Source organism: Mycoplasmopsis gallinacea (assembly GCF_900660495.1).
GTDB classification, from domain to species: domain Bacteria; phylum Bacillota_I; class Bacilli_A; order Mycoplasmatales; family Metamycoplasmataceae; genus Mycoplasmopsis; species Mycoplasmopsis gallinacea.
In genome coordinates this window covers 790,533-813,294 of sequence record NZ_LR214950.1, presented here as the reverse complement: position 1 = coordinate 813,294, position 22,762 = coordinate 790,533, and the positions used below count along the sequence as shown (strand labels likewise).

The window sequence follows — 22,762 nt, the reverse complement described above, 5'->3', positions numbered from 1 at the left end:
TTCTTCTATTTGATATCTTTTACTTTTAAATCAGCACTTTTACTGTAAAAAGCTTGTCAAGCTGAGTTAGGTTTTAAAAGATATACATTTTTTTGGAATTCAATTGGTGTATTTCAGTATGTAAAAGCACCTCAAGAGTTTTCAATAGCTTGATCAAAAGCATCTGCCATATGTCTATAAACAACATTTTCATATGTATTTGGTTCTTTTATTCTACTGTTTCAACCAGTTTTAGATGCTGGAAGTGTGAATCCTGCTCTTGTAATTTCAACATTGTATGAGTATTGGAAGTTTTCTCCAAAGAAAATATCACTTGTTAATCTTCCATAAGTATCGGTATCTTGTAAGTTAAACCCTATTCTTACTTGTGTTCCACGTGGCAATGCCATTTCACCGAATTTAGTTGCTAAAAGTGCAAATGATTTTTCAAATGATGAAGCTTGTGTTGTTTTTATTGCTTTTTCTGGTGTGTCAATTGCATTTAAACGAATAATTTGTTGAACCGGTTCTTTGCCATCAGAATATCTTACTGTGAAAGTATCACCATCAGCTTGAGAAATAATTTCACCATCTCTATAAGCAATTTTGCTTCAATCCGCATTTATAGGAATAAATCTAGATTTAACATTTTCTCAATCCGATGAAATTATATTCATTGTTTGTAAAAGTGTTGGATTGATATCTTTTTCTATTTTTTTTGTTCAATAAATACTATTACTAAAATCTTGCACATCTAAACCTTTGTAGGTTAATTTGTAAGAAATTTGGTATTTTACTGTAATTTTGTTTGTTTCTAAATCAATTGTTTCTCTGTTAATAATATCAGCTGAAAGTCTAGTTTCTTCAGGGATAAGTGAAACATTAAATGTTATACCATTGTAATTTAAATTGATTTCTTCTGGAACATTTTTAAAGTCAGTGACTAAATTTAAGAACTTATTTCTTTCATCAATCTCAATTAACGGATTTAGTGCTTCTGTAACTTTCTCAACCATTTTTTGTTGAACATATGATTGAGCTTTAGAATACCAAGCAATATCAAAATCTCCATTTATTGGTTTTAATCTATATCTTTGTTGTTTGTTTTTTAATGTTCTTAGTTCTAAGTCAAATTCATGAAAATTTTCTGAATCTGTATTTTTTTCTTGAATATTAATTGTTAAAACATTTTGTTTTGTTGATTGTGTTTTTTCGTTATTACATGAAACAAATGCTAAAGGCATCGCAATTGGCGAAATACCTACAGCTAAACATAAAATTTTTGTTTTTAATTTCATTATACAAGCCTTTTTATATATAAATAATAAATTCCACTGAGGAATTTATTATTTATCTTATTTTATTTTGCGATTATTTTAAACTTTCATTTAAAGTATCAACAAGTTTTGAATATTCAAGATCAATATTACCTTTTTTAGTTTTCGCTTCATCTTGTAAAGCTTTAAATGATGTTGTAAGAGCATCTCTAAATAAGTTTGCTTTAATTGCACCTGGTGTTGAATATGTTGCATACGCATTTGGATCTTCTTGAGCTTCTTTAAATGATTTTAAAGCAACTTTTAAATATTCATTTGCTTTTTTCCCTTCACCAAATACTGATTCATCGTAATGTGCAAAATCAATTGGAGCAATATAACTTAATGCTCTTTGGAAGTGTTTAATAGGTGTTTCTTCTACTGCATATTCCCCTTTACCAAATGTGTATACAGCATCTGAAGTAACTAATCATTTAACAAATTTTCTTGTAGCCTCATTATCCACTGTGTTTGAATGAATACCCATTAAGCTTGGCCCTTGTACGTAAACAACTTTTTTAGCATCTGATTGTTCTCATTTTTCTGGGTTTTTTTCCGCTACTAATTCATTTTGATTTAAGATGTCTGTACTTGAAAGAACTTTAAATTCCATACCTAAAGATGCTGCTAATTCTTTAACTTTATCTAATGTTCCTTCAAGAACAAGGAAACCATATTTGTTATCTTCAAATTCACCTAAGTAAACATTGTTTGAATTAACTTCTGAACCAATGGCATTAATTTTTTCCATTAATTGAGCATTTGGTTTTGTTGATTCATCTTTAAATAAGTAAACAAATCTTGTGTTAGCTGTTTTTCTCATTAAAGCTGCTTTAATTTTTTCTACTTGAGCTTCATCTTTAGCATAAAAATCATATTTTGAAAGATGTTTAGCGTATGCTGGGTTGTCTTTTACACCTGCTTTAAATACTGGGTTTTTGTATTTACCAACATAGAAAAGAACTTGATCTTGAATTTCTGCATATTTGTCATTTGAATTTACAATTGTCATAATGTTTTTACTGTTATCATCATATTTTTCATCAAATGAGAAGTTTTGATCAAGTTTTGAGTCAAATCTGTTAACTGAACTTCCTGATACATAGTTTTTGCTATATCCTGCTGTTGAACCAATTGAAAATGCCATCTTGTGATAAATTTGTGTTGTTGATGAGTATTCACCACTACCTTGTAATTTAAGAGCACCTGATTTAACTGCTTCTTTTGTTTTGTTATAAATTTTTTGACCACTTAAATAAGCAGGTGATTGGTTTGTTCTTAATGCATCAAAACTAATTGTGTTTACACCATTAACTTTAATTCTTCTAGCGATAGATTCAGATTCATTGGCATTTAAATCTGCTGTAACTACTGTTTCAAAGAAACCAGCTGGGTCATCAATTCCAAATACGTGTAATTTTTCACCTTCATTTCATGAAGTGGCTTTATCAAATAATGACTGAGCTTTGATTGCAAAATCAAATAAATCTTCGTATGAATCAAACATTGATTTTTTGATTGTATAACCTTCAAGAGATTTTTTGTTTCTTTCTCCTCAAATTTTTGCTACAGCATCTCTATCTGCTTGTCCTTTTTCTTTGACACTTGCATATCATGTCTCAAATTCTGCATCTGTTGTAGCACCGGCTTCTTTCATTTTATCTACTAAGTAGCTAAACACTGGAGTGTTAAATGATAAAACTGCTGTAGATTTTGCTACTGGTAAAACATATGTACCATCTACTGAAATATATTCAGTATTTGTATTTTCTGAAGTAAATTGACTTTCAAAAGTATTAATATCTAATCTAGATGATGAATCTTCGTCATCAAAATCTAATAACATATCGTATTCAGCTAAATTAGCTGCAACTACAGAATAGTTAAATGTTAAATGGAAAAATTGATTTTTGTCTTGTGATTCAAGAGATAATTTTACTTTTTCGGCACCTTCTCCATATCCTGAACCAAGTCCCTTCAGCTCAACTTGTTTTGCACCACCATCTGGATAAATTGTATTAATGTTTGCATTATAAACATCAACGATTTCTTGTAACCCTTTGTATTGTGCTCCTGTGTTTGATCAAGTTACACCAACTCTAATTTTTTCTGATAGTTCTTGATCAAATTGTTTAGATTTAACTGAAACAACTGATCCTGAAGAGGTTCCTTTTGTAGAATTTCCACAAGATGCAGCAATTGCAAGAGTTGAAGCTGAAGCAACTGTAGCAAATGCTAAAAAGTTTCTTTTCAATGATTTAGTCATATTAAAGTTCTCCCAAATAATAAAGTTTATTTTTTAATATTGCTTTTAAGTTAAAAGAAAATAATTTCTTTGCACTTAATTACAATTTTATATATTTATATAAAGTTTTTGCTTATTTTTTACATAAATTGGCTAAAAATTTCATATTTTTCCATAAAAATCTCATTTCATAAAAGAAAGAAAATCGCAAGCTAGACTTGCGATCATTTTTTAGTTATATTCTTTTTTAACAAAACTAATTCACCCAACCAAAGTAAAGAGAGTAAAAATTGAAAAAGGCACTAAAAAAGCGATGTAAACATTGTTTTTTGCAACTCTTTTAAATGCAATGAGATTATCTTTAATTACAAATGGTTTTAATGAATTAAGTTTATAAAACTGAACAAAATCAAGATTATCACTTTCAAGAATCATTTGGTTAGTTTTTTCTAAATCAAAAACTAAGTTTTCATTTTTCATTTCTAGTGAAACAGCAAGAGTAACTAAAGTGTTTTTTAATAGTTTTCTAAATAAATCGACATAAAAATCATGTGAAACTAAGCTAGAATTAGAACTTGAAAAATTTCCATAGTAATTTTTGAATGGATTTTTTGACTTATCTTGTTTGATTAATGAAACTACTTGCTCAATTCTTTTTGATATTGTTTCATCACTTAAAAGTAAGTTAGCAAAATTAGGTATATTTTCTACATTCACAAAATGCTTATTTTCTAGATTAGAAACTTCAGAAGAAACTAGTGTTTCATTTTCATTTAAATTAACTTTTTTACGTCAAGAAGTCACTAAATTAAACATTTCGTTATTAAATAAATTTAGGTAATTAAAGTTGTTGAAAAAGTCAAAATTAAGTAAATTTGAATAATATGTTGCAGTTGAAACTGGCTCGCTATTTAAATTCATAAAAGATCTAACTAAACTTAAATCTCAATTTAAAGCAATTTCGATGAGCTTACCACTTTTTACATCATAAAAAGGCATAATGATAGTTGGCGAGTCGCTATTAGCATTAGTCACTTTTTCCAAGCTAACATTTTTACTATATTCTCATTTAGTTTCAGGTGGAAAAATTTCGCGATTAAAGCTAGAAATAATTTGATAAAAGTATTCACCAAAGTTAAGGTATTCTAATTTATTGTATAAATTAGAATCATCATTATAGTTATTTAAAAAATCATCAAGTAGTGAAATGTCTTTAGCTTTTATATCTTCTAATTTAAAATTACCATTTTGGTAATTATAATTACCAAAAAGATCTTCAGTGTTTTTATCAAAAGCTAAAACTTCATTGTTCGAACCAAAGTTATTTTGAATATCTTTAAAGTAATCTTTTTTATTTGCGGAGTTATCTCTAAGGATAATGGTCGCTTTATTTTTAAGTTTAGGAATGAAGTTAATTTCGGATTTAACTACATTAAGCTTCATTGCTGAGAAAATGAAAATAAGGATAAAAGGCACAATTCCAACAATGATTTGGAAAGTTTTTAGCTGCACAAAATTATGAACAAAGCTTGCAAATCCAATAGCTAAAAGCGAGAATAAAAAGCTAGCTAATAAAACTGAAGCAAAAATTGAAAATACTTCTTTAACTGTATAAAGGTTTACTGCAAATAAACTTAATAAATTAGCTATATTAATGAAAACTAAACAAAAGACCGATCCAATTAAAATACATAATCAATTGGTTCAAAAAATTTGATGTTTGCTAATTGGTTTTGAATATAAAATAGTCCCAATTCCCTCATTTTTATACTTATAAAAGAAAGTAGTGCCACTAAAAGCAACACTAATAAATACTGCTAAAAAGACTAAAAGTCCATAATAAAAAGAAATTGAAATTAAGCTTAGTAACACTTTGCTATCTTCTGGAGTTTTACCCGATCAATAAAACACAAGTCTGTAGAAAAAAATAATCAAAGCTAAAACTAAGGGAACAATATAAGTAGAAAATTGCCTAAAATAAATCTTGAGTTGCAATTTTAAAAAAGATAACATTATTGCTCCTTATTGCGAATTTGATTTTCGATAATTAAATCCATAACAGTTTCAAATAACTTTTCTGGAAATAAATCGGTTTTAGTTTTATTGTTTTTGATAATTTGATTTTCAATTAAAGTTCCGTCAATTTTTTTGTATTCATAGTGAAACGCAGCTACAATCTTAGGAACATCTTTTTCAAAGTTTTTAATTTCAAAATCTTGCATATCTGAAATTACATCAAAAGCATTATAAACTAATTTAGTAATTATAAAGTTAATATAAATTAAAACCATAAGTAGATCTAATTCTTCAATTGATACTTTTTTGGTTAAAAGTTCATTAATAATTACTTTGGTATATCTAAAATCTTCACTAAATGGATCGAAGATAAAATGTGATTCTAATTTAACATTTTGTTCTTTAAGGTGTTCTTGGGTTCGATTTATTCATAAGTTTTTTGGAATTGAAAAATGACGATAATCAGGATAATTTTCTAAGAATTTTTCAATTGAAGGAATTACTCCTTGATATTTATAATCAAGTCCTGGAAGAAAATCAACTCAAAGCGGAAAGTTTTGATGCACGTAAAAAATTGGCACAACATAGGTAAATCTTTTCTTAGAATTTAAAACTTCTGAATCAACATACCCTTCAGCAAAATCTAAATAAATTTTTTGATTATCACAAAGATTACCAAGTCTTGAAAAGACATAGTTATTGAACTTATAAAGTATTTTGTGTTTATTTTCTTTAAGAACTGGAATAAGCTTTTGGAATTTTTCGTATTTAAATCCAATGTAATCTAAAGCATTATTATTAACTTTTTTATACACATATTCAGCCATTAATGACGTAGTTAAATTTGAAAGTTCCTCAGAATATTCTTCAGGGAAAATGTTGATAATGTTTAAAAAACGATTCATTAATTCTAAATTTGGATTGACTACTTCAATTTCAAAATTGGTATATTTTACTTTAGAGAAAATAAGTTTTAAAATAGCTTCTTTATCCCTTAAGATAATAGGACAAAAATCAATTCGCTTAATAATTTCAATTGCATGCGAATTGATTTTTTCTAAAACTTCCCTTTTTTCAATTTCAATTTCTTGAATTTCCCCATTTTCTAAGTTCTCTTGAACAACATAAACCATTTCTCCGTTAGGGATTAGTTTTGTAATAACAAAATACTTATACATATAATTATAATTTTACTAAATTTATGCTAAAGTAAAAAACTTGCTTTGCAACTTTGTAAATAAATTTGCATTTTAGTATCTATAAGGAGCTAAAAAAGAAAAAAACACTAAAAATAACGAACGCCCGATATTTTTAGTGTGTTTAGATAATTGCAAATTATAAATGCAATATTTTAAGATTAATTAGTTGCAATCGCATTTAACTAAAAGAGATTCTTCATCCATTTCGGTTGGCTTTGCGACTCTGATGTAATCAAGAACAGTTGGTGCAATGTTGGCTAATTTACCATCTTTTAATTTAACGTTTTTATCTGAACAAATAAGCATTACTGGACTTGATGTATGTTTAGTTGCAGGTTTTCCGTTTGCATCTTCTGTAATTTCAGCATTTCCATGGTCAGCTGTAATAAATACAGTTACATCATTTGCTTCTGCAAAATCAATAATTCTTTTAATTTGTGTATCTAAGAAACTTACAGCTTCAATTGTTGATTTTAAATTACCTGTGTGACCAACCATATCTGGGTTAGCAAAGTTCATAATTGTAACATCATAATTTAAAGCATTTTTAAGAAGTTCATCTGTAATTCCTTCAGCTGACATATGTGGAGCATCTGCGTATGATTCAACTTTTAATGAATCAACCATAATTCTTTTTGAATTTTTAAATTCAATGTCATTTCCACCGTCCATAAAGTATGTTACGTGTGCATATTTTTGAGTTTCAGCAACTCTAAGTTGGCTTTTACCTGCAAGTTCTAAAACTCTACCAATTGGCATTGAAATTTCCATTTCATCAAAAGCAATAATTGTTTCAATTCCTTCGTATTTCATCATTGAAACAAATTGATTAATTTTTACTGGATGAGCTGGTTTTTCTTCATAAAGTGGCGAACCAATAAATAAGTGTGTAAGTTGTCTTGCACGGTCTGGTCTAAAGTTAAAGAAAATAATGCTATCTCCATTTTTAACAAACGCTTCCTGTGATAAGTTAGCATTTTTAGCTGGCATAAAGAATTCATCTGTAATTCCTTGTGCATATTGACTATCTACATATGAAAGTGAGTCATTAAAAGTTGCATCAGTTAAACCAAGTGTTGCATCATAAGCTTTTTCAACACGGTCAAACATTTTATCACGATCCATTGCATAAAATCTACCTGAAATAGAAGCAATGTTGTATCCATATTCTTTTGTAATTTGCTCTAATTTTTCAAATGATTGTTTAATTGATTGAGGAGCAACATCTCTTCCATCCCCAAAAGCATGCACTGAAACGTTTTTAACTCCGTAATCATGTGCTGCTTTTAAAATTTCAAATAAGTGATTTTCAAGTGAGTGCACACCACCTGGTGATAAAAGTCCCATTAAGTGCAATGTTGATCCATTTTTCTTTACATCTTCAAATGCATTTAAGAATGCATCATTTTTGTAAAAACTTCCATCTCTAAGTGCTTTTGAAATAAGTGAAAGACCTGTATAAACTACTGTTCCTGCACCAATGTTTAAATGTCCAACTTCTGAATTCCCCATTTGTCCCGCTGGAAGACCTAAAAATTCTCCAGAAGCTTGGATAATGCTATTTGGATATTCTTTAAATAATTTGTCAAATGTTGGTGTGTTTGCTTGCGCAAAACCATTTCCTTGAACTTCTTTTCTAAGCCCAAGACCATCAATAACAATTAAAATTGTCTTTTTCATTTTTTCTCCTTTTTTGAGCGCTAAAATAACTGTATGTTTATTTTATCACTTTAATTTTTATTAAAGTTCTTTTTATTTGAAAATCAATTTATTAAGTGAAATTAATTTAAAAACTCTTTGATTTTGCTTGCTAATGAATCTACTTCAAATCCTTTGATTTGGTAGACTTTTTCACCATCTTCACTATATCCATATCCGCTAGCTAAATGAGCATCAATTTTGTTATATTTTCCAAGTCTAAATCACATTGAATCACTAGTTGCTTCAATTGCATACATTGGTTTTTCATTAAGTCCTAAAGCAGCAATTAAATTCTCATTTGCTACTAAATCTTGAAGAATTGGAACTGAAATAACTTGAGCTTTAATTGAGCTTTCTTTTTCTAATTTCTCAGCTACTTTGATAGCTAAATTCACTTCACTTCCTGAAGCAAGAATTGATAAGTCATACCCTTCAGGTTGTGAATGAATTACATATGCAGGTGCAAATTTACCACTTGTTAATTTGTTAAATGAAGGAATATTTTGTCTACATCCAATAATAGCTACTTGATCTTTTTGACTATTTAAAGCATATTGAAATGCTCCTAGCATTTCACTTTCATCACAAGGACGCACAACTTTAACATTACTCATTGCTCTAAGCATTGGAATTTGGTCAAAAGGTTGGTGTGTTGGTCCATCACCTCCAACTTGGTAGCTATCGTGTGTATAAACGTGGATTGAAGGAATTTCCATTAAAGCCCCAAGACGAATGGCAGGTTTCATATAATCTGCAAAAGCTAAAAAGGTACTATCAATAGTTTTAATCCCTGAATCTAAGTAAATTCCGTTGTTAATTGCAGCCATAGCAAATTCTCTAATTCCATATCTAATGGTTTTTCCACCATCAGCAACGCTTGGGCCAAAACCTACTTTAGTAGCTGCAAAAAGATCAGCTGAACCACCAATAACACTTGGGTAGTTCTTCTCTAAGAAATTAACAATTGGTGAAATGTAATTTCTAGTAGCTACATTACTTTCTTTAAATTCAATGGTAGATAGATCATACTCGTATGATTTAGAAACTACCTTTGAAAGCTCGCTTGCTAATTCTGGATACTGTTTTGAATAAGCTGCAAACATATTGCTTCAAGCTTCATAATAAGAATTTTTATCTTCTCAAAAGCTTTGAGCATATTCATAAACTTCTAAATCATAATCAAAAGGAACTGTGTTTGTAAGTCCTTGGATTTGTTTAAATTTGAGTGTATTTTCAGCATCTAAAGTTCCATTGTGCCCTTTGCTTGTACCTGCAAAAGGTGTATAACGTGCAATGGTTGTATTAATTTGAACATATGAAGGTTTGCTTGATTTTTTAGCTGCTTCTAAAGCCTTTTGAATAAGTTCTGGATCATCGTTTTCAACTACAAATGTATCAAAGTTTTGAGATTGGAAGTACTTTACAAAATCAATGTTGTTAACTTCAGAACTTTTTGAATCAATTTGAATACCATTATAATCGTGAATTAAAATAAGTTTATCAAGTCCAAGAGTACCTGCAAGTTGAATTGCTTCTAAAGCCACTCCTTCTTGAAGGCAACCATCCCCATGAAGTACATAAACATCGTGGTTAAAAACATCATAACCAGGTTTGTTGTATCTATTTTGTAAATATTTTTGACTAAGAGCCATTCCAACAGCCATCGCAATTCCTTGACCAAGCGGTCCTGTTGTAGCATCAACATAATCATTTGTATCAATTTCTGGGTGAGAAGGAGTTTTAGAATGCAATTTCTTATGTTGCATCATATCTTCTTTAGAAAGAAGCCCTAGAAAATGCATAATTGAATAAATACTCATTGATCCATGACCTGCTGAAAGCACAAAACGATCACGGTTAATTCATTTTGGATCTTGTTCATTAATTTTAAGCATTTTAGCTCAAATTGAGCAGGTAATGCTTGCAGCACCAATACCCATTCCAATGTGCCCACCACCTGCTTTATTAATTGAATCTAAAGCAATTGAACGCATTGATGCTATTAATTTATTTTCTAAATTTTTCATTATGTACCATCCTAATTTAATAATTAGTTATATTATATTAAATTTTAAAAAACAAACCTTACAAATTGTAAGGTTTGGACATATTTTCTAAGATTTATTTACTTTTTTTGTAGTGTCTTACAGCTTTTAAAATTTCTTCATAAACAATTAAGACAAAACCAAGAAGAATTGGTAAGATTGCATATCCTGGATTGTAATTGCTGAAAATGCTTGGGTCAGCCATTTTAAATACTGTACTAAGTCCAGGCACAAATGCAGCTAAAATAACAGATACAAATGAGAAAAGTGATGCAAGATAAACTAATTTATATCTATTAAATGAACATTTATAAATGTTTTCATCACTCATTAAGTTAAGAGCATTTAAGCTAGCTCCAATCCCAAGAGTAATAAAACATGCACTTGAAGTTATTCTAACAAAATCAATTCCATGCACACCTTGTTCTTGGGCAATAAGTCCTACAAAAAGGTAAGATAAAATTGAAGCTCCACCAATAATTGCACTGTGAATAACTAATCTTTTTCCCATTCCGTGCGCAAAAATTGAATCATTTTTGTTAAACGGTTTACGTTTCATAACATCAATACCAGAATCGACCATTCCGAGAGCAATTGCTGGTAGTCCATGAGTTAATAAATTGATTCAAAGAAGTTGTGAAGCTGAAAGAACTCAGAATTGAATTTCTTCACCTTTTGCAACATTCTCAATAGATCCTTTAAAAATAAATCTAAAAGCAAAAAGACCAATCATCATTACAATAATTTCGGTAAGTGAAGAAACAAGAAGGTTCATAATCACTGTTTTGATTTTATCAAAAGTTTCTCTACCGGTTCTAACTGATTTAACAATGGTGTTAAAGTTATCATCAGTTAAAATAACATCAGCAGCTTGTTTAGAAACGTCAGTTCCTGTAATTCCCATTGCGCAACCAATATCACTAGCTTTAAGGGCTGGAGCATCATTAACTCCATCACCAGTCATAGCAACAACTTGATTGTGTGATTGTCAAGCTTTAACAATTCTAAGCTTATCACTTGGGTTAACTCTAGCATATACACTAATTAAGCTAACTTTAGCTTTAAGCTCTTCATCTGACATATTTTGAAGCTCTTCACCAGTAATTGCTAAATCACCTTCTTTAAAGATATTGAGACTTTTTGCAATTGCTACAGCGGTAGTAACGTGATCACCTGTGATCATAACTGGCTTAATACCTGCATTAATACTTTCTTCGATACTTGATTTAACACTACTTCTTGGAGGGTCAATCATAGCTACAAGACCTAAAAATGTTAAATCATTTTCATCTTCATGCACTAATTCAATTTTTTGTTCATCTTTAATGTTTTTGTAAGCAACTGCAATAACTCTATAAGCTTTTGCAGATCATTGTTCAAGAAGATTGTAATCTTCTTCAGAAACATTTTTACATTTACTTAAAAGCACATCTGGAGCACCTTTAGTAAACATTACTTTAATTTTTGGATCTTTTTTATTTTGAGCAAGAACAGACATTAATTTTCTGTCGCTGTCAAATGGGATTGAAGATAATTTATCATATCCGCTTCAGAATCTTTGAGCTGAATTATTATTTTCAATTCCGTATCTTAAAATTCCTGTTTCGGTTGGATCACCAACTTCAACATATTCATTATTTTCAACAGTTACTGAAGCATCACAGCAAGCTACTAAAGCTGCAAGAGCTCTTGATTTTTCCCCTTTTTCTCCCTTGGCGCTTGCGTCATATAAATCAACAACTGTCATTTTGTTTTCGGTTAAAGTACCGGTTTTATCACTACAAATAATACTTACAGAACCAAGTGTTTCTACTGAAGCAAATGATTTAATAATCGCATGCTCTTTAGTAAGTTTGGAAACACCAATTGCTAATAAAACAGTAGTGAAAGTGATAAGCCCTTCTGGAATAGCTGCAACAGCAAGTGAAATTCCAATTGTTAATGCATCAGAATAACTTGTTGCATTATTTCATCTTCCTGAAGGTGCATTAGTAATTACCACTTGTAAAATAACTGTAATTACTAATAATACAACTCCGGCAATCCCTAAGATTCTACTTAATTTGTTTAATTTAATTTGAAGTGGAGTTAAGTTTACTTTTTGTTCTGAAAGTAATTTATTAATTTTTCCAATTTCTGTATCTTTTCCTGTTTTTGTAACAAGAGCTACCAATCTTCCATTTACAACGTTTGTACCAGAAAAAACGCGGTTAAATTGCTCAGCAAGAGGCTTATTTTCATCACATTCACCTACTCTCTTACTTACACTTGTAGATTCACCTGTTAAAGCTGATTCTACAACCATTAAATGAGAAGCTTCTACTAAAATTCCATCAGCACTAATGGCATCTCCAGCTTCTGCTACTATTAAATCCCCTACAACTAATTCGGTAGCCGGAATTAGCATAAGTTTTCCATCACGAATTACTTTAGCATTTAATTCGTTGTTTTTTTCTAAAGCCTTAACAGCTTGATCGCTTTTAATTTCCTGGTAAGTACCCAGCATACTATTAAGTGCGATAACAATTAAGATGATAATAGGTTCAATAAACCCAACAATTACTTCAGTGTTGTATTTATATCCAGTGTTAGCATTTTTAATTGCTTCATAAATTGCAACTGAAAATGAAATAGCAGCAGCAATTAAAAGCAAGATAATCATAAAATCTTTAAATTGATTTAAGAAGATCTTGAAAACGCTTTTTTTCTCTTCACTTCTAATTGTGTTGGGACCAAGATTTTCTAATCTTTTTTTTGCTTCTATTACTGATAAACCTTTTTTTAAGTCAGTTTCAAGCAAATTCGAATCTAACATTTTTCCCTCCTTTAAGTATTACTTCATTATACCAAAATACACAATAAATGTGTATTTTATAAGGTATTAAAATATAAAAAAGTATAGGTAAACCTATACTTTTAGTGATTATTTTTCAAGTTTAATTTTAACGCTTGGTCCCATTGATGCTGAAACTGTTAAGTTAAGCATGTATGTTCCTTTAACAGCAGCTGGTTTAAGTTTTCTAATTAAGCTAATTAATGTTTTAGCGTTTTCAACTAAGTGTTCTGTTGGCATACTTGATTTACCGATAAGAGAGTGAACAATCCCTGCTTTATCTGTACGGTAGTTTGCTTTACCTTTTTTAAGTTCTTCTACAGTTTTAGCAGGTGTAGGTGTAACTGTACCTGTTTTTGGGTTAGGCATAAGACCTTTAGGTCCAAGTTTTTTCCCGTATTTTCCAAGTAATGGCATCATAGCAGGATCTGCAACCATTACGTCAAAGTCAAAATCATCTTCTTTAATTTTTTGTTCAAGAGCAGGTCCATCAACAACAATGTCAGCTCCAGCTTCTTTAGCTGATTTAGCTGATTCTGGGTTGTTTGTAGCAACTAATACTCTAATTGATTTTCCTGTTCCAAATGGAAGTAAAACAGCTCCACGAAGTTGTTGGTCAGCTTTACGAACGTCAAGGTTTAAGTTGAATGCAAGATCGATTGAAGCGTCAAAATTAGCATATGAAGTTTCTTTAGCAAGTTTAATTGCTTCTTCTAAATCATAAGCAACTGTTCTATCGAATTTAGCACGAGCAGCTTCTAATTTTTTAGAAATTCTTTTAGCCATAATTACTCTTCTCCTTCTTCTGATTTTTCTTTAATTACATTAACTTCGATTGCTTGACCTTTTGTTTCAACTAATTCTTCTTCAGCAGCAGCAAGTGCAGCTTCTTTAGCTTTAGCAGCTGAAGCAGCTTTTGCAGCAGCTTTAGCTTCTGCCTTAGCTTTGAAGATATCGTCATATCCTTCAACTAAAACACCCATTTGTTTTGCTGTTCCAGCGATTGTAGCCATTGCAGCTTCAACATCATCTGTGTTAAGATCTGGAAGTTTGTATTCAGCAATTGCTCTAAGTTGGTCTACTGAAATTGTAGCAACGATTGTTGTTTTAGAGTTTGCAGCACCACTTTGGATTTTTGCAGCTTCTTTAATTTTGTATGAAGCAGGAGCTGTGAATAATTTAAATTCGAATGTTTTGTCTTTGTAAACTGTAATTTGTACAGGAACTGGTTCATCACCTCTATCTCTTGTTGCATCGTTAAATGCCTTTGTGAATTCTGGCATGTTAACACCAACTCCAGCAAGAGCTGGACCTGGTTTAGCTTTCCCGGCAGGGAATTGCAACTTAGCTATACGTTGAATTTCTTTTGCCATGTTGTATGTATCCTTTCGATATTGTGGTCTAGCGATTTTTATAAATAAAATCTTCCACTAGGCAATAATAAATATTGCTTGTTAATTATACAAGTTTTATTAAAAATTGAAAACAAAAAAGCATCATTTTAAGATGCTTTCTTCAAATGGGGCGAACGACGGGATTCGAACCCGCGAATGACGGGACCACAACCCGCTGTGTTAGCCACTTCACCACATTCGCCATAACGTGTAAACTTATTATACAATAAATTAAAGAAACTAAAAATATTTTTTATAATTTTATTTACTATGACACAGATTAAACCAACTATTTTTAAAGCTTTATTATTCATTTTAAAACTCACTTTCTTTGCTTTTGGTGGCGGAAATGCCTTAATGCCAATGATTAAAAAAGAAGCAGTTGAAAGCAAAAAATGAATCACTGAAGAAGAATTTGAAAAGATTTTAATTATCACCAACTCACTTCCTGGACCTTCAATTATTCAAAGCATTTCATATATGTGCATTAAATGATTTGGGTTTTGAAAAGGAATATTTCTCACTATTTTCGCAATGCTCCCACATGTTTTATTTGCTTTTGGAATGTTTTTTGTAATTAATTTACTTCCTCAAAAGTATTTAATCACTTTTGCTACTTCAGTTATTGTTACAATCATTTTTATTATTTGTAATTTTGCCTTTCATTACATTAAGCGAAATATTAAGCAAATGAATCTTTATTTATGAATTGGAATCTTACTTTTTTCAATTCTATTTAACCTTTTTATTCCTGCTCCATTTAACTTGCCAGTTTTAGCTATTTTAAGTGTGCTATTAATTTACATTTGTTACTATTTTGTAAGTTTAAGAGTTAAAAAAGGAGATAAATAATGTTTATTTTAATCTTACTTTTAACAATAGCTTTATTAATCTTCGTATGTCTTAGTGTTTTTGGTGGTGGGCAAGTTTTTATCCCTATTTTTGTCTGACTGTGAAAAACAATTGCAAATGTGTTTAATTCGCAAATGGCTCAAGAAACAATTGATAATGTTATTGCAGCTACAAATTCTTCACCAGGAATTGTTTCAATTAAATTTGCTCTTTTTACTGGTTATTTAATTTCTGAAGGCAATTGATGAGGATATTTAATAATGATCCTTACATATATAATCTTTATTTTGCCCGCTATTTTCATTATGCTTCTTGCGATGAAATACCTTAAAAAATTTGAGCAAAATAGGTTCTTAAAAAACTTTTTAATAGTTGTTAAGCCTGTAATTGCAGGAATATTAGTAGCACTTGCTATTCAACTTTTAATCCCAATTGTAGCCCCTGGATTTACTTTTAATACTCCTGAAAGTTATCTTAGTTTTCCTGAGTTTCCAAGTTGAGACACTATAAAAAACGAATACAGCTATAAATAAGGTGTATTCGTTTTTTTACATTTAAAATTACACACATAGAATTAACTCATACATGCGATGAAATCTTTATAAATTTTTATATTTTCTTTGTGGTTTTCATCCAAATCATTAATTATTTCTTGTACCACTTTTCCATTTACTTCTTTTTTTGTTATAGTCATCATTCTTAATGAATCCACAAATAAATCTAACGTCACTTTTTGTATTTCTCCATTGATTTCATAATATTTCTTTAATTTATAAAGACAGTATTTTAAAACAACAAGAGCAATGAAACATAATAAAAGATGTGCAAGTATATGCTGTTCATTATGAACAAAAACAGGTCTAACTTGTAAAGAAGATTTTAATGTTCTGAAATTTTCTTCTACTTTTCATTGTTTTCTGTAAATTTCATTAGCTTTTTCTGGTGTTAAATCTAGAATATTGGTTTCAATAATGTAAAAACCATCTTCAGATTCTTTTTTCTTAATTTTCTCTCAATTTAATTTACCCACTGTTTTGCCATCAATGTCCATATATTTCTTTTTATATTCTGGAACTAAAGAACTAAGTGGCAGTTCTCCATTTACAGTTTTCTTATTCAATTTATCAATAAAATTATTTCTTTTTAATTTATCTAAAGTCTTTTTCCCAGGACTGAAAAACACACATCATTTTCTGTATTTACCATTAAATCTATTTTTATTTCAAACAGATTCAACAATTTGTTCTTTTCAAAACATTTCATCTCTAAAAACATAATGTTTGTCTTCAAGAATGAATTTTTTCATCCCAATACTTAATGTATCTAATCTTTTTTGGAATATATATTTAATTCCTTTTTGTTCTAGGAAACGTAAGTTTGCGTTGTTATTTATTCCACGATCTGCAACTATTGTAATATCCTTTATTTTATAGATTGATTGAAGTTCTAAAACGAAGGATAACATTGTTTTACCATCAGCCGTGTTACCTGGGAAAACTTTATAGTGTATTGGTATTCCGTTTTCGTCTACAGCCATTGCTATGACTACTTGATCTTCATTGTGTTTTCCGTCTTTTGAAAAACCGTTTTTTCTCATCCCTTCTCTTGTAAAGCTTTCAAAATAAACTGTTGTGTTATCGAAGTGAATAACTTTATTATTGCGATTTGTAAATTCATTTATTTTTTGAAATAAATTGACTAAAACAGAGTTCTTATTTTCAAAAATAACATCAAGATAGTTATATATTGATGATTTTTTAACATTAATATCATTTATAAAATCGCTTTTATTTTTATATTGTGACATATAGCTTCTTGGAAGGATAATTCTAGTTGCTATGAAAAATTCCAAAACCTCTTCTAACGATTTATGTTTACTTTTTGGCAATACTGAAAATAAATCTAATTCTTTAATAACTTTATAAATTAAATCAACTCCAATATTTTGGATACTTGTTTTTACAGAAGTGGGTTTTAATAATTTAAAAAATTCTTCTTTTGCAATAGCTTTATCTAAAGATGTATCTACTTTTTTTGCTATTTCTTTCATATCTTCAATTGAAGATAATCCATACTTTTCTTTGATATCTTCTCAGTATCCTAGACCAACCTGATTTCCATAACCTTTTTTAAAACCTTTAGAAATAGCTAAAACTAAATAATATTTTCCATTTTGTTTTTTCTTGCATAAACTGTAACTCATGCTCTTATTATATCATTTTATGTGTGTAATGTAAGTAAAAAAACATTTTTTTCTTTAGGTCATATATCTTTGATATATGTATAAAAAATAAGCCTAAAAAATAGGCTCAACTTGGAAACTCAGGTTATCTTAGTTTTAACTCTGATTCAGCTAAGAAAGTTTTCTTTAGTTCATGAAGATTAATTACTTTATTTATTTTTATAGCAGTTGCTTTTACAACTACATCATTTATTCTTTATAAAAAATATTCAAGTTTATACGCTATTTTAATTAATATAGTTTTAGCTTTTTTACTTTTTCAACCTTGATTATAGGTATAAAAACAATGAAAAAACCCACATTGATATTAATGTGGGTTTTGCTTTTGCTAAATTGAACTTGAGAAAACACCTTCATCATTTTCGATAATTAAACCAGCAACTTTAAGGTTTTCTACCGCTAAATCAATTTGTTTTTTAATAGCTGGTGAAACAGTTTTAATTCCAACAAGTTCGATAAAGAGTTCTTGAAGTCCAAGAAGTGAAATTACTTTAGATTTGATAATTGTTTGGTAAACAAAGTCTTGAATTTCTTCAGGAGCAAATTCATTACTTTTTCTTGTTTCTAAGTACTCAATGTTATTTTTTCTAAATTTAATTTCCTTATTATCTACATAGAAGAAATTCTCTTTTAAGTAGATGTTATTTTGATTATTAATTCCTAATTTGAAATCATCTTCATTTGGAATATCTAAAAGCACATCTTTAAGTCATTTATTAATTTTTAAAGGTTGCTCAATGAAGTCTTTCTTAGGAAGTGAAGCAAGAATTTGTTTTAAAGTTCTTACGTGCAGTGGTGCATATTTGTTAATAATATCCACTAAAATTGACATTCTAATGTCTTTATCATCAAATGGTAAGCTGTCATTTTGTGGATCATACATTTCTTTGTAGAAAGTGTAAAATGCATCAGATTTAATGTTTCAATATCTTGGAAATTCTTCAAAAATTGAATTAATTAAATCTTGTTCAATTACAGTTTCATCAAGGTTTTGCATAATTGAACTTTTAGCTTTATTAATTTCTTGAGTTTCGTTAGCAATTTGGCCATTTTGAGCTTTTTCAATGAACCGAACTAACTTTTTAAGCTCGCTATCTTTGTTATTAAATCAGTCAGCTGATCATACTCTGTATAATTTTCAACCACGAGAATTTAAGATCATTTCTCTAACTCTATCACGTTCACGAGTTGAAAGTGAAGAAAGGTATTTTGAACCATCACATTCAATACCACAAATAAAGCGATCTGGATTTTCTTTATCAAAGACAGCTAAATCAATTCTAAAGTCAGAATTTCCAATTTTTCTTTGAACTGAATATCCTTTTTTCACAAGCTCATTGTACACTTCAGTTTCAAAATCTTCATTAAATAATGAATTATTCATAAGTGAATCATATTTTGAATCAATTCCGTGCTCAGCTAAATTTAAGTAGTTACGTAATAATTTAACCCCTCTGCTTGTTGAATCATCAACAATAATGTCACTTCCATGAATTGAGGTAACAATATGCATTTGTTCCCTTGCTCTGGTGATAGCAACATTTAGCCGTCTATATCCGTTTGCTTGGTTAATTGGTCCAAAGCTCATTCTCATAATTCCATCAGGACCAGGTCCATAAATGGTATTTAAAATAGCAATGTCACATTCATCACCTTGCACTGTTTCGATGTTTTTAATAAAGAATAAATCTTTATTATTGATGTATCTTTCGATTCCAATTTGGTTAGCTGCTTGTTGGTAAAGTTTTTTCTCAATAAGAAGTTGCTGTGAAATATTACATGTAATAACACCAATTCTTTTGGTATCTTTATATTTTTTAAATAATGAAATAACTAAATTTACAACCACATCACTTTCAATTTGGTTAGTTGAGTTTTTATAAATACCATTTACTTTGTGATATACAAGCGCTTCTTTAGCTTGGGCTAAATCATTACTTGGGAATGAAATAAGGTTTTTGTAAATTTCCTTATTAGAAGCGTAAATTAAGTTTTCATTAAGAGAACGGTAGTGGTTTTGAAGCGAAATTGTTTTTAAAAATGAGGAAGCAACATCTAAAATACTATCATAATCATTAAGGTTTGTAACTTCATAATTTTCATTATATTCAGTATCATCTTCCCCGATTCTTTCAAAGAAACTTGTAGGAGGAAGTTGCTCTTTATCACCACAAATAATAATTTGTTTCTCTCTAACAATTGAAGCTAAAGCAAATTCTGGTTTAACCTGTGAGGCCTCATCAAAAATAACTGCATCAAATTGCACAGGAGTATCTTTAAGGTAGCTACTTACTGATAAAGGAGACATCATAAGACATGGTTTAATGTCTGTAATTAAATTTCCAATTCTGCTGAAAAGCATTCTTAAAGGCATAAATTTATTTTTCTTATTAGCTTCTTTTTTAAGAATTGAAACTTCATAGTTAGCATCGGTTTTAATGATGCTATTTTTAATATTGTTTTTAATTTTGAAGATCGCAATTTCTTCAAGTTTACTTTCTTCTTCTTTATAAAGTTTAACTAAATCATTTTTAACACCTAATGTGTGGTTCACTTTAGTGTTTAAATCAGTAATTAAAAGCTTGTAGAATTGACGAAGGAAGATATCTTCAAGGTTTTTGTAAATTCTTTTTGAATCGGTTTTTTCAATAAAATCATTAAGTTTTAAATCAAGAAGTTCTTTCTTAGATTTTAAGAAGTTAATGTAAATTGGAAGTGTGTTTTTATATACTTGTACTAAAAGTGATTTAAATTGTTTTTTAACTTGATCTTTAGGTAATTCATAGAAGTTAATTAATGAAAGGTCAAAGTTACTTTGAATTTCTTTAAGTGAAGCAAGCAAATCATTTGAATTATTAATAAAGGTTTCAAATTTGCTTTCTGGAAGAGATTTCTTATATAAAATGGTGTTTTTTATATGTGGGAAATTCTTGTGGAAAAAGACTCATCTAAGTGATTGCAAGGTGTATTCATAATCAAATTTAGATGGAACTACAAATGATAATTTATCAATGCACTCTCTAATTTTTTCTTCATTTAAAACAATTTGTTCAATCATCTTAGCAAGTTCAACTAATCTTTCATGACTAAATTTAGCATTACCATCTAGCCTGTTGTCATAAAGATCATTTTTAAGTTTGCTATATTCTGAAGATACAATTCTTTTTAATGATGAACGGAACTTGATTTCAAAATCTCTATATTTAGAAAAATCTAAATTAAACACTGTGGTTTTAAAGATTTTAAGAAGTTCTTTTTTAAGCTCTTCATTTTCGTGTTGTTTAATGTTTTTGTAATCTAAAAGTCTTAAATCTTCTTCAATATTTAAAGTGTGTGATTTTCAATCTAAGTTAATAAGGTAAATGAATTTTTCAAACTCATGAAGCTCTTTAATAAATTCTTCTTCCATGACTGGATCAAAGTTTTGAATTACTGTTTCAAAATGATTTCCAAGGGTATTGGTTTGGTTATTAGTAATTGTTGTGTTTTTAAATCCATATCAAGGGTTGTTTTTTGAATTATAGTCAATTTCTTTTAAGCTAAATTCGTATTTTTTAATCCCTAAAACAATTTTGTTTAAAAGGTTATCATCAATAGCTGAAATATTGTGGATTTTAAAGATTAACTCTTGGGCTTTCTTAAGGTTAAAATATCTACCAATTAATTGATATAAGTTAACTTTTAATGGTTGATAAATTTCTAAAAGAAGTTCACCATAGTTAATAAGTTTTTCTTTAGCAGATGTATAACTATTTTTAACTGTTTCAGTGAAATCTTGTTTAACTTCAGAGATAATTCTTGAGTTTTCAAGGCTGTTATGCAAATCATTAATAATATCTTTTTTATTTCTATCACTAATTTTGTGGATCGCAAGTACAAAATCACTAAGTCCATTTGAGTGAAGTTTGTTATAAACAACATCTAAGGCAGCTTGCTTTTCAGAAACAAAAAGAACCTTTTTATTTCTAGCAATAAGCTCAGTGATGATGTTGATAATAGTTTGACTCTTTCCAGTTCCTGGTGGCCCTTGAAGCACATAACTTTTCCCATCAATAGCATATTGAATTGCTTTTTCTTGCGAAATATCAGCAGGTAAAAAGTGTCAGTATTTATTTGGATCTAATTTTAAATCCACTTGTTTATCTGAAAGGTCTTTAAAATCAAATTTTTCTAAATTTGCGCTTTCACCAAAAATTAACTTAACAAAATCATTGTTTAAAAACTTTTCTTGATTTTGTTCAATATCGTTAATAATGTAAAGGTTTTGGTCAGTGAAAATTGAAAGATAACAATCATTTACAATTGTTCATTTTTGATTCGGTAAATGCTTTTTGAAAAGCTTTGCATATTCTTCATAGTATTTTGCAAGTGATAAATTTTCTAAATGATGCTTATCAATTAATGAAAAATCAAAAGAAGATTCTTTTTTAATTTTCTTAATAAAAGCTAAGTTTTCAATAAAGTTAGATTCTTCAATAAGCAATTCAAATTGAGATTTAATACTTTTTTGAATAAGCTTTACTGGCAAGAATAAAAGCGGAGCGTAGTGCTCAGTTTGGAACTTATCTTCTTCAGTTCACCTAACAAATCCTACAGCTAAATAAAGAATGTTAATATTATTTTCTTCTATAAAAGTAGCATGCTTACGAGAAAGGTTTTTTAAGATTCTGCTTTGCTCTTCTTTGCTACCAACTGCAGGAAGAATAATATGTTTAGGACTTTCATTTAAAATAGGTTTTATATCATTTTTAGAAGCCTCAAAATAAATGCTTTTTTTCTTTTCAACACTATCTAAAAAAGCATTCAAATCATAATTAATTTTAACTGTAGAAGTTTTTGTTTCCCTGAAATTAATGTTTTGATTGTCTAAACCAATTTTTAACAATTTATTGGTTAATGTTTCAATTATATCAACCTTCATAGTTGTTTCCTTTTTTACT

The 22,762-nt window shown here is 29.1% G+C and carries 13 protein-coding genes and 1 tRNA gene; 2 read left to right on the top strand and 12 right to left on the bottom strand.

The genetic code is table 4. From position 1 onward, the window contains the following. Nucleotides 1-5 precede the first annotated feature (5 nt). From EXC51_RS03265 to EXC51_RS03220, 10 genes are all read right to left on the bottom strand, one after another. The gene (locus EXC51_RS03265; RefSeq protein WP_129620492.1) at nucleotides 6-1,277 is read right to left on the bottom strand and encodes a thermonuclease family protein; all 1,272 of its coding nucleotides are present in this window, start codon (nucleotides 1,275-1,277) and stop codon (nucleotides 6-8) included. A 73-nt stretch (nucleotides 1,278-1,350) separates the two neighbouring features. Next, nucleotides 1,351-3,561, bottom strand: a complete 2,211-nt coding sequence (locus EXC51_RS03260) for a P68 family surface lipoprotein (protein ID WP_129620491.1) — start codon at nucleotides 3,559-3,561, stop codon at nucleotides 1,351-1,353. Between the two features lie 210 nt (nucleotides 3,562-3,771). Next, a complete protein-coding gene (locus EXC51_RS03255) occupies nucleotides 3,772-5,412 on the bottom strand; it encodes a hypothetical protein (RefSeq protein ID WP_129620490.1) in 1,641 nt (546 codons plus the stop codon). A 140-nt stretch (nucleotides 5,413-5,552) separates the two neighbouring features. Then, nucleotides 5,553-6,734: a hypothetical protein gene (locus tag EXC51_RS03250; protein ID WP_129620489.1), complete on the bottom strand. Its 1,182-nt coding sequence runs from the start codon at nucleotides 6,732-6,734 to the stop codon at nucleotides 5,553-5,555. 183 nt (nucleotides 6,735-6,917) lie between these two features. Next, a complete protein-coding gene (gpmI, locus tag EXC51_RS03245) occupies nucleotides 6,918-8,435 on the bottom strand; it encodes a 2,3-bisphosphoglycerate-independent phosphoglycerate mutase (RefSeq protein WP_129620488.1) in 1,518 nt (505 codons plus the stop codon). 101 nt (nucleotides 8,436-8,536) lie between these two features. Continuing rightward, entirely contained in the window at nucleotides 8,537-10,483 is a 1,947-nt protein-coding gene (locus EXC51_RS03240; protein WP_129620487.1) for a transketolase-like TK C-terminal-containing protein, read from the bottom strand. Nucleotides 10,484-10,577: 94 nt separating this feature from the next. Then, nucleotides 10,578-13,316, bottom strand: a complete 2,739-nt coding sequence (locus EXC51_RS03235; protein WP_129620486.1) for a cation-translocating P-type ATPase — start codon at nucleotides 13,314-13,316, stop codon at nucleotides 10,578-10,580. Between the two features lie 108 nt (nucleotides 13,317-13,424). Next, nucleotides 13,425-14,120, bottom strand: a complete 696-nt coding sequence (rplA, locus tag EXC51_RS03230; protein ID WP_129620485.1) for a 50S ribosomal protein L1 — start codon at nucleotides 14,118-14,120, stop codon at nucleotides 13,425-13,427. Nucleotides 14,121-14,122: 2 nt separating this feature from the next. Next, nucleotides 14,123-14,707, bottom strand: a complete 585-nt coding sequence (gene rplK / locus EXC51_RS03225) for a 50S ribosomal protein L11 (RefSeq protein ID WP_129620484.1) — start codon at nucleotides 14,705-14,707, stop codon at nucleotides 14,123-14,125. A gap of 147 nt (nucleotides 14,708-14,854) precedes the next feature. Next, nucleotides 14,855-14,930: transfer RNA gene (locus EXC51_RS03220), tRNA-His, on the bottom strand. A gap of 68 nt (nucleotides 14,931-14,998) precedes the next feature. On the opposite strand from EXC51_RS03220, the gene EXC51_RS03215 reads away from it, so the two are divergent. Continuing rightward, a complete protein-coding gene (locus EXC51_RS03215; protein ID WP_129620483.1) occupies nucleotides 14,999-15,580 on the top strand; it encodes a chromate transporter in 582 nt (193 codons plus the stop codon). After that, nucleotides 15,580-16,113 (top strand): chromate transporter, encoded by a 534-nt coding sequence (locus tag EXC51_RS03210; protein ID WP_129620482.1) that lies wholly within the window; start codon nucleotides 15,580-15,582, stop codon nucleotides 16,111-16,113. Before EXC51_RS03215 ends, EXC51_RS03210 begins: the two co-directional genes overlap by 1 nt. A 41-nt stretch (nucleotides 16,114-16,154) precedes the next feature. On the opposite strand, the gene EXC51_RS03205 is transcribed toward EXC51_RS03210, so the two are convergent. After that, complete coding sequence (locus EXC51_RS03205; protein WP_129619975.1) at nucleotides 16,155-17,783, bottom strand: IS1634 family transposase; 1,629 nt, start codon at nucleotides 17,781-17,783, stop codon at nucleotides 16,155-16,157. 367 nt (nucleotides 17,784-18,150) lie between these two features. Beyond that, nucleotides 18,151-22,743, bottom strand: coding sequence for a DUF4011 domain-containing protein (locus EXC51_RS03200; protein ID WP_129620481.1), 4,593 nt, complete (start codon nucleotides 22,741-22,743; stop codon nucleotides 18,151-18,153). Between the last annotated feature and the right edge of the window lie 19 nt (nucleotides 22,744-22,762).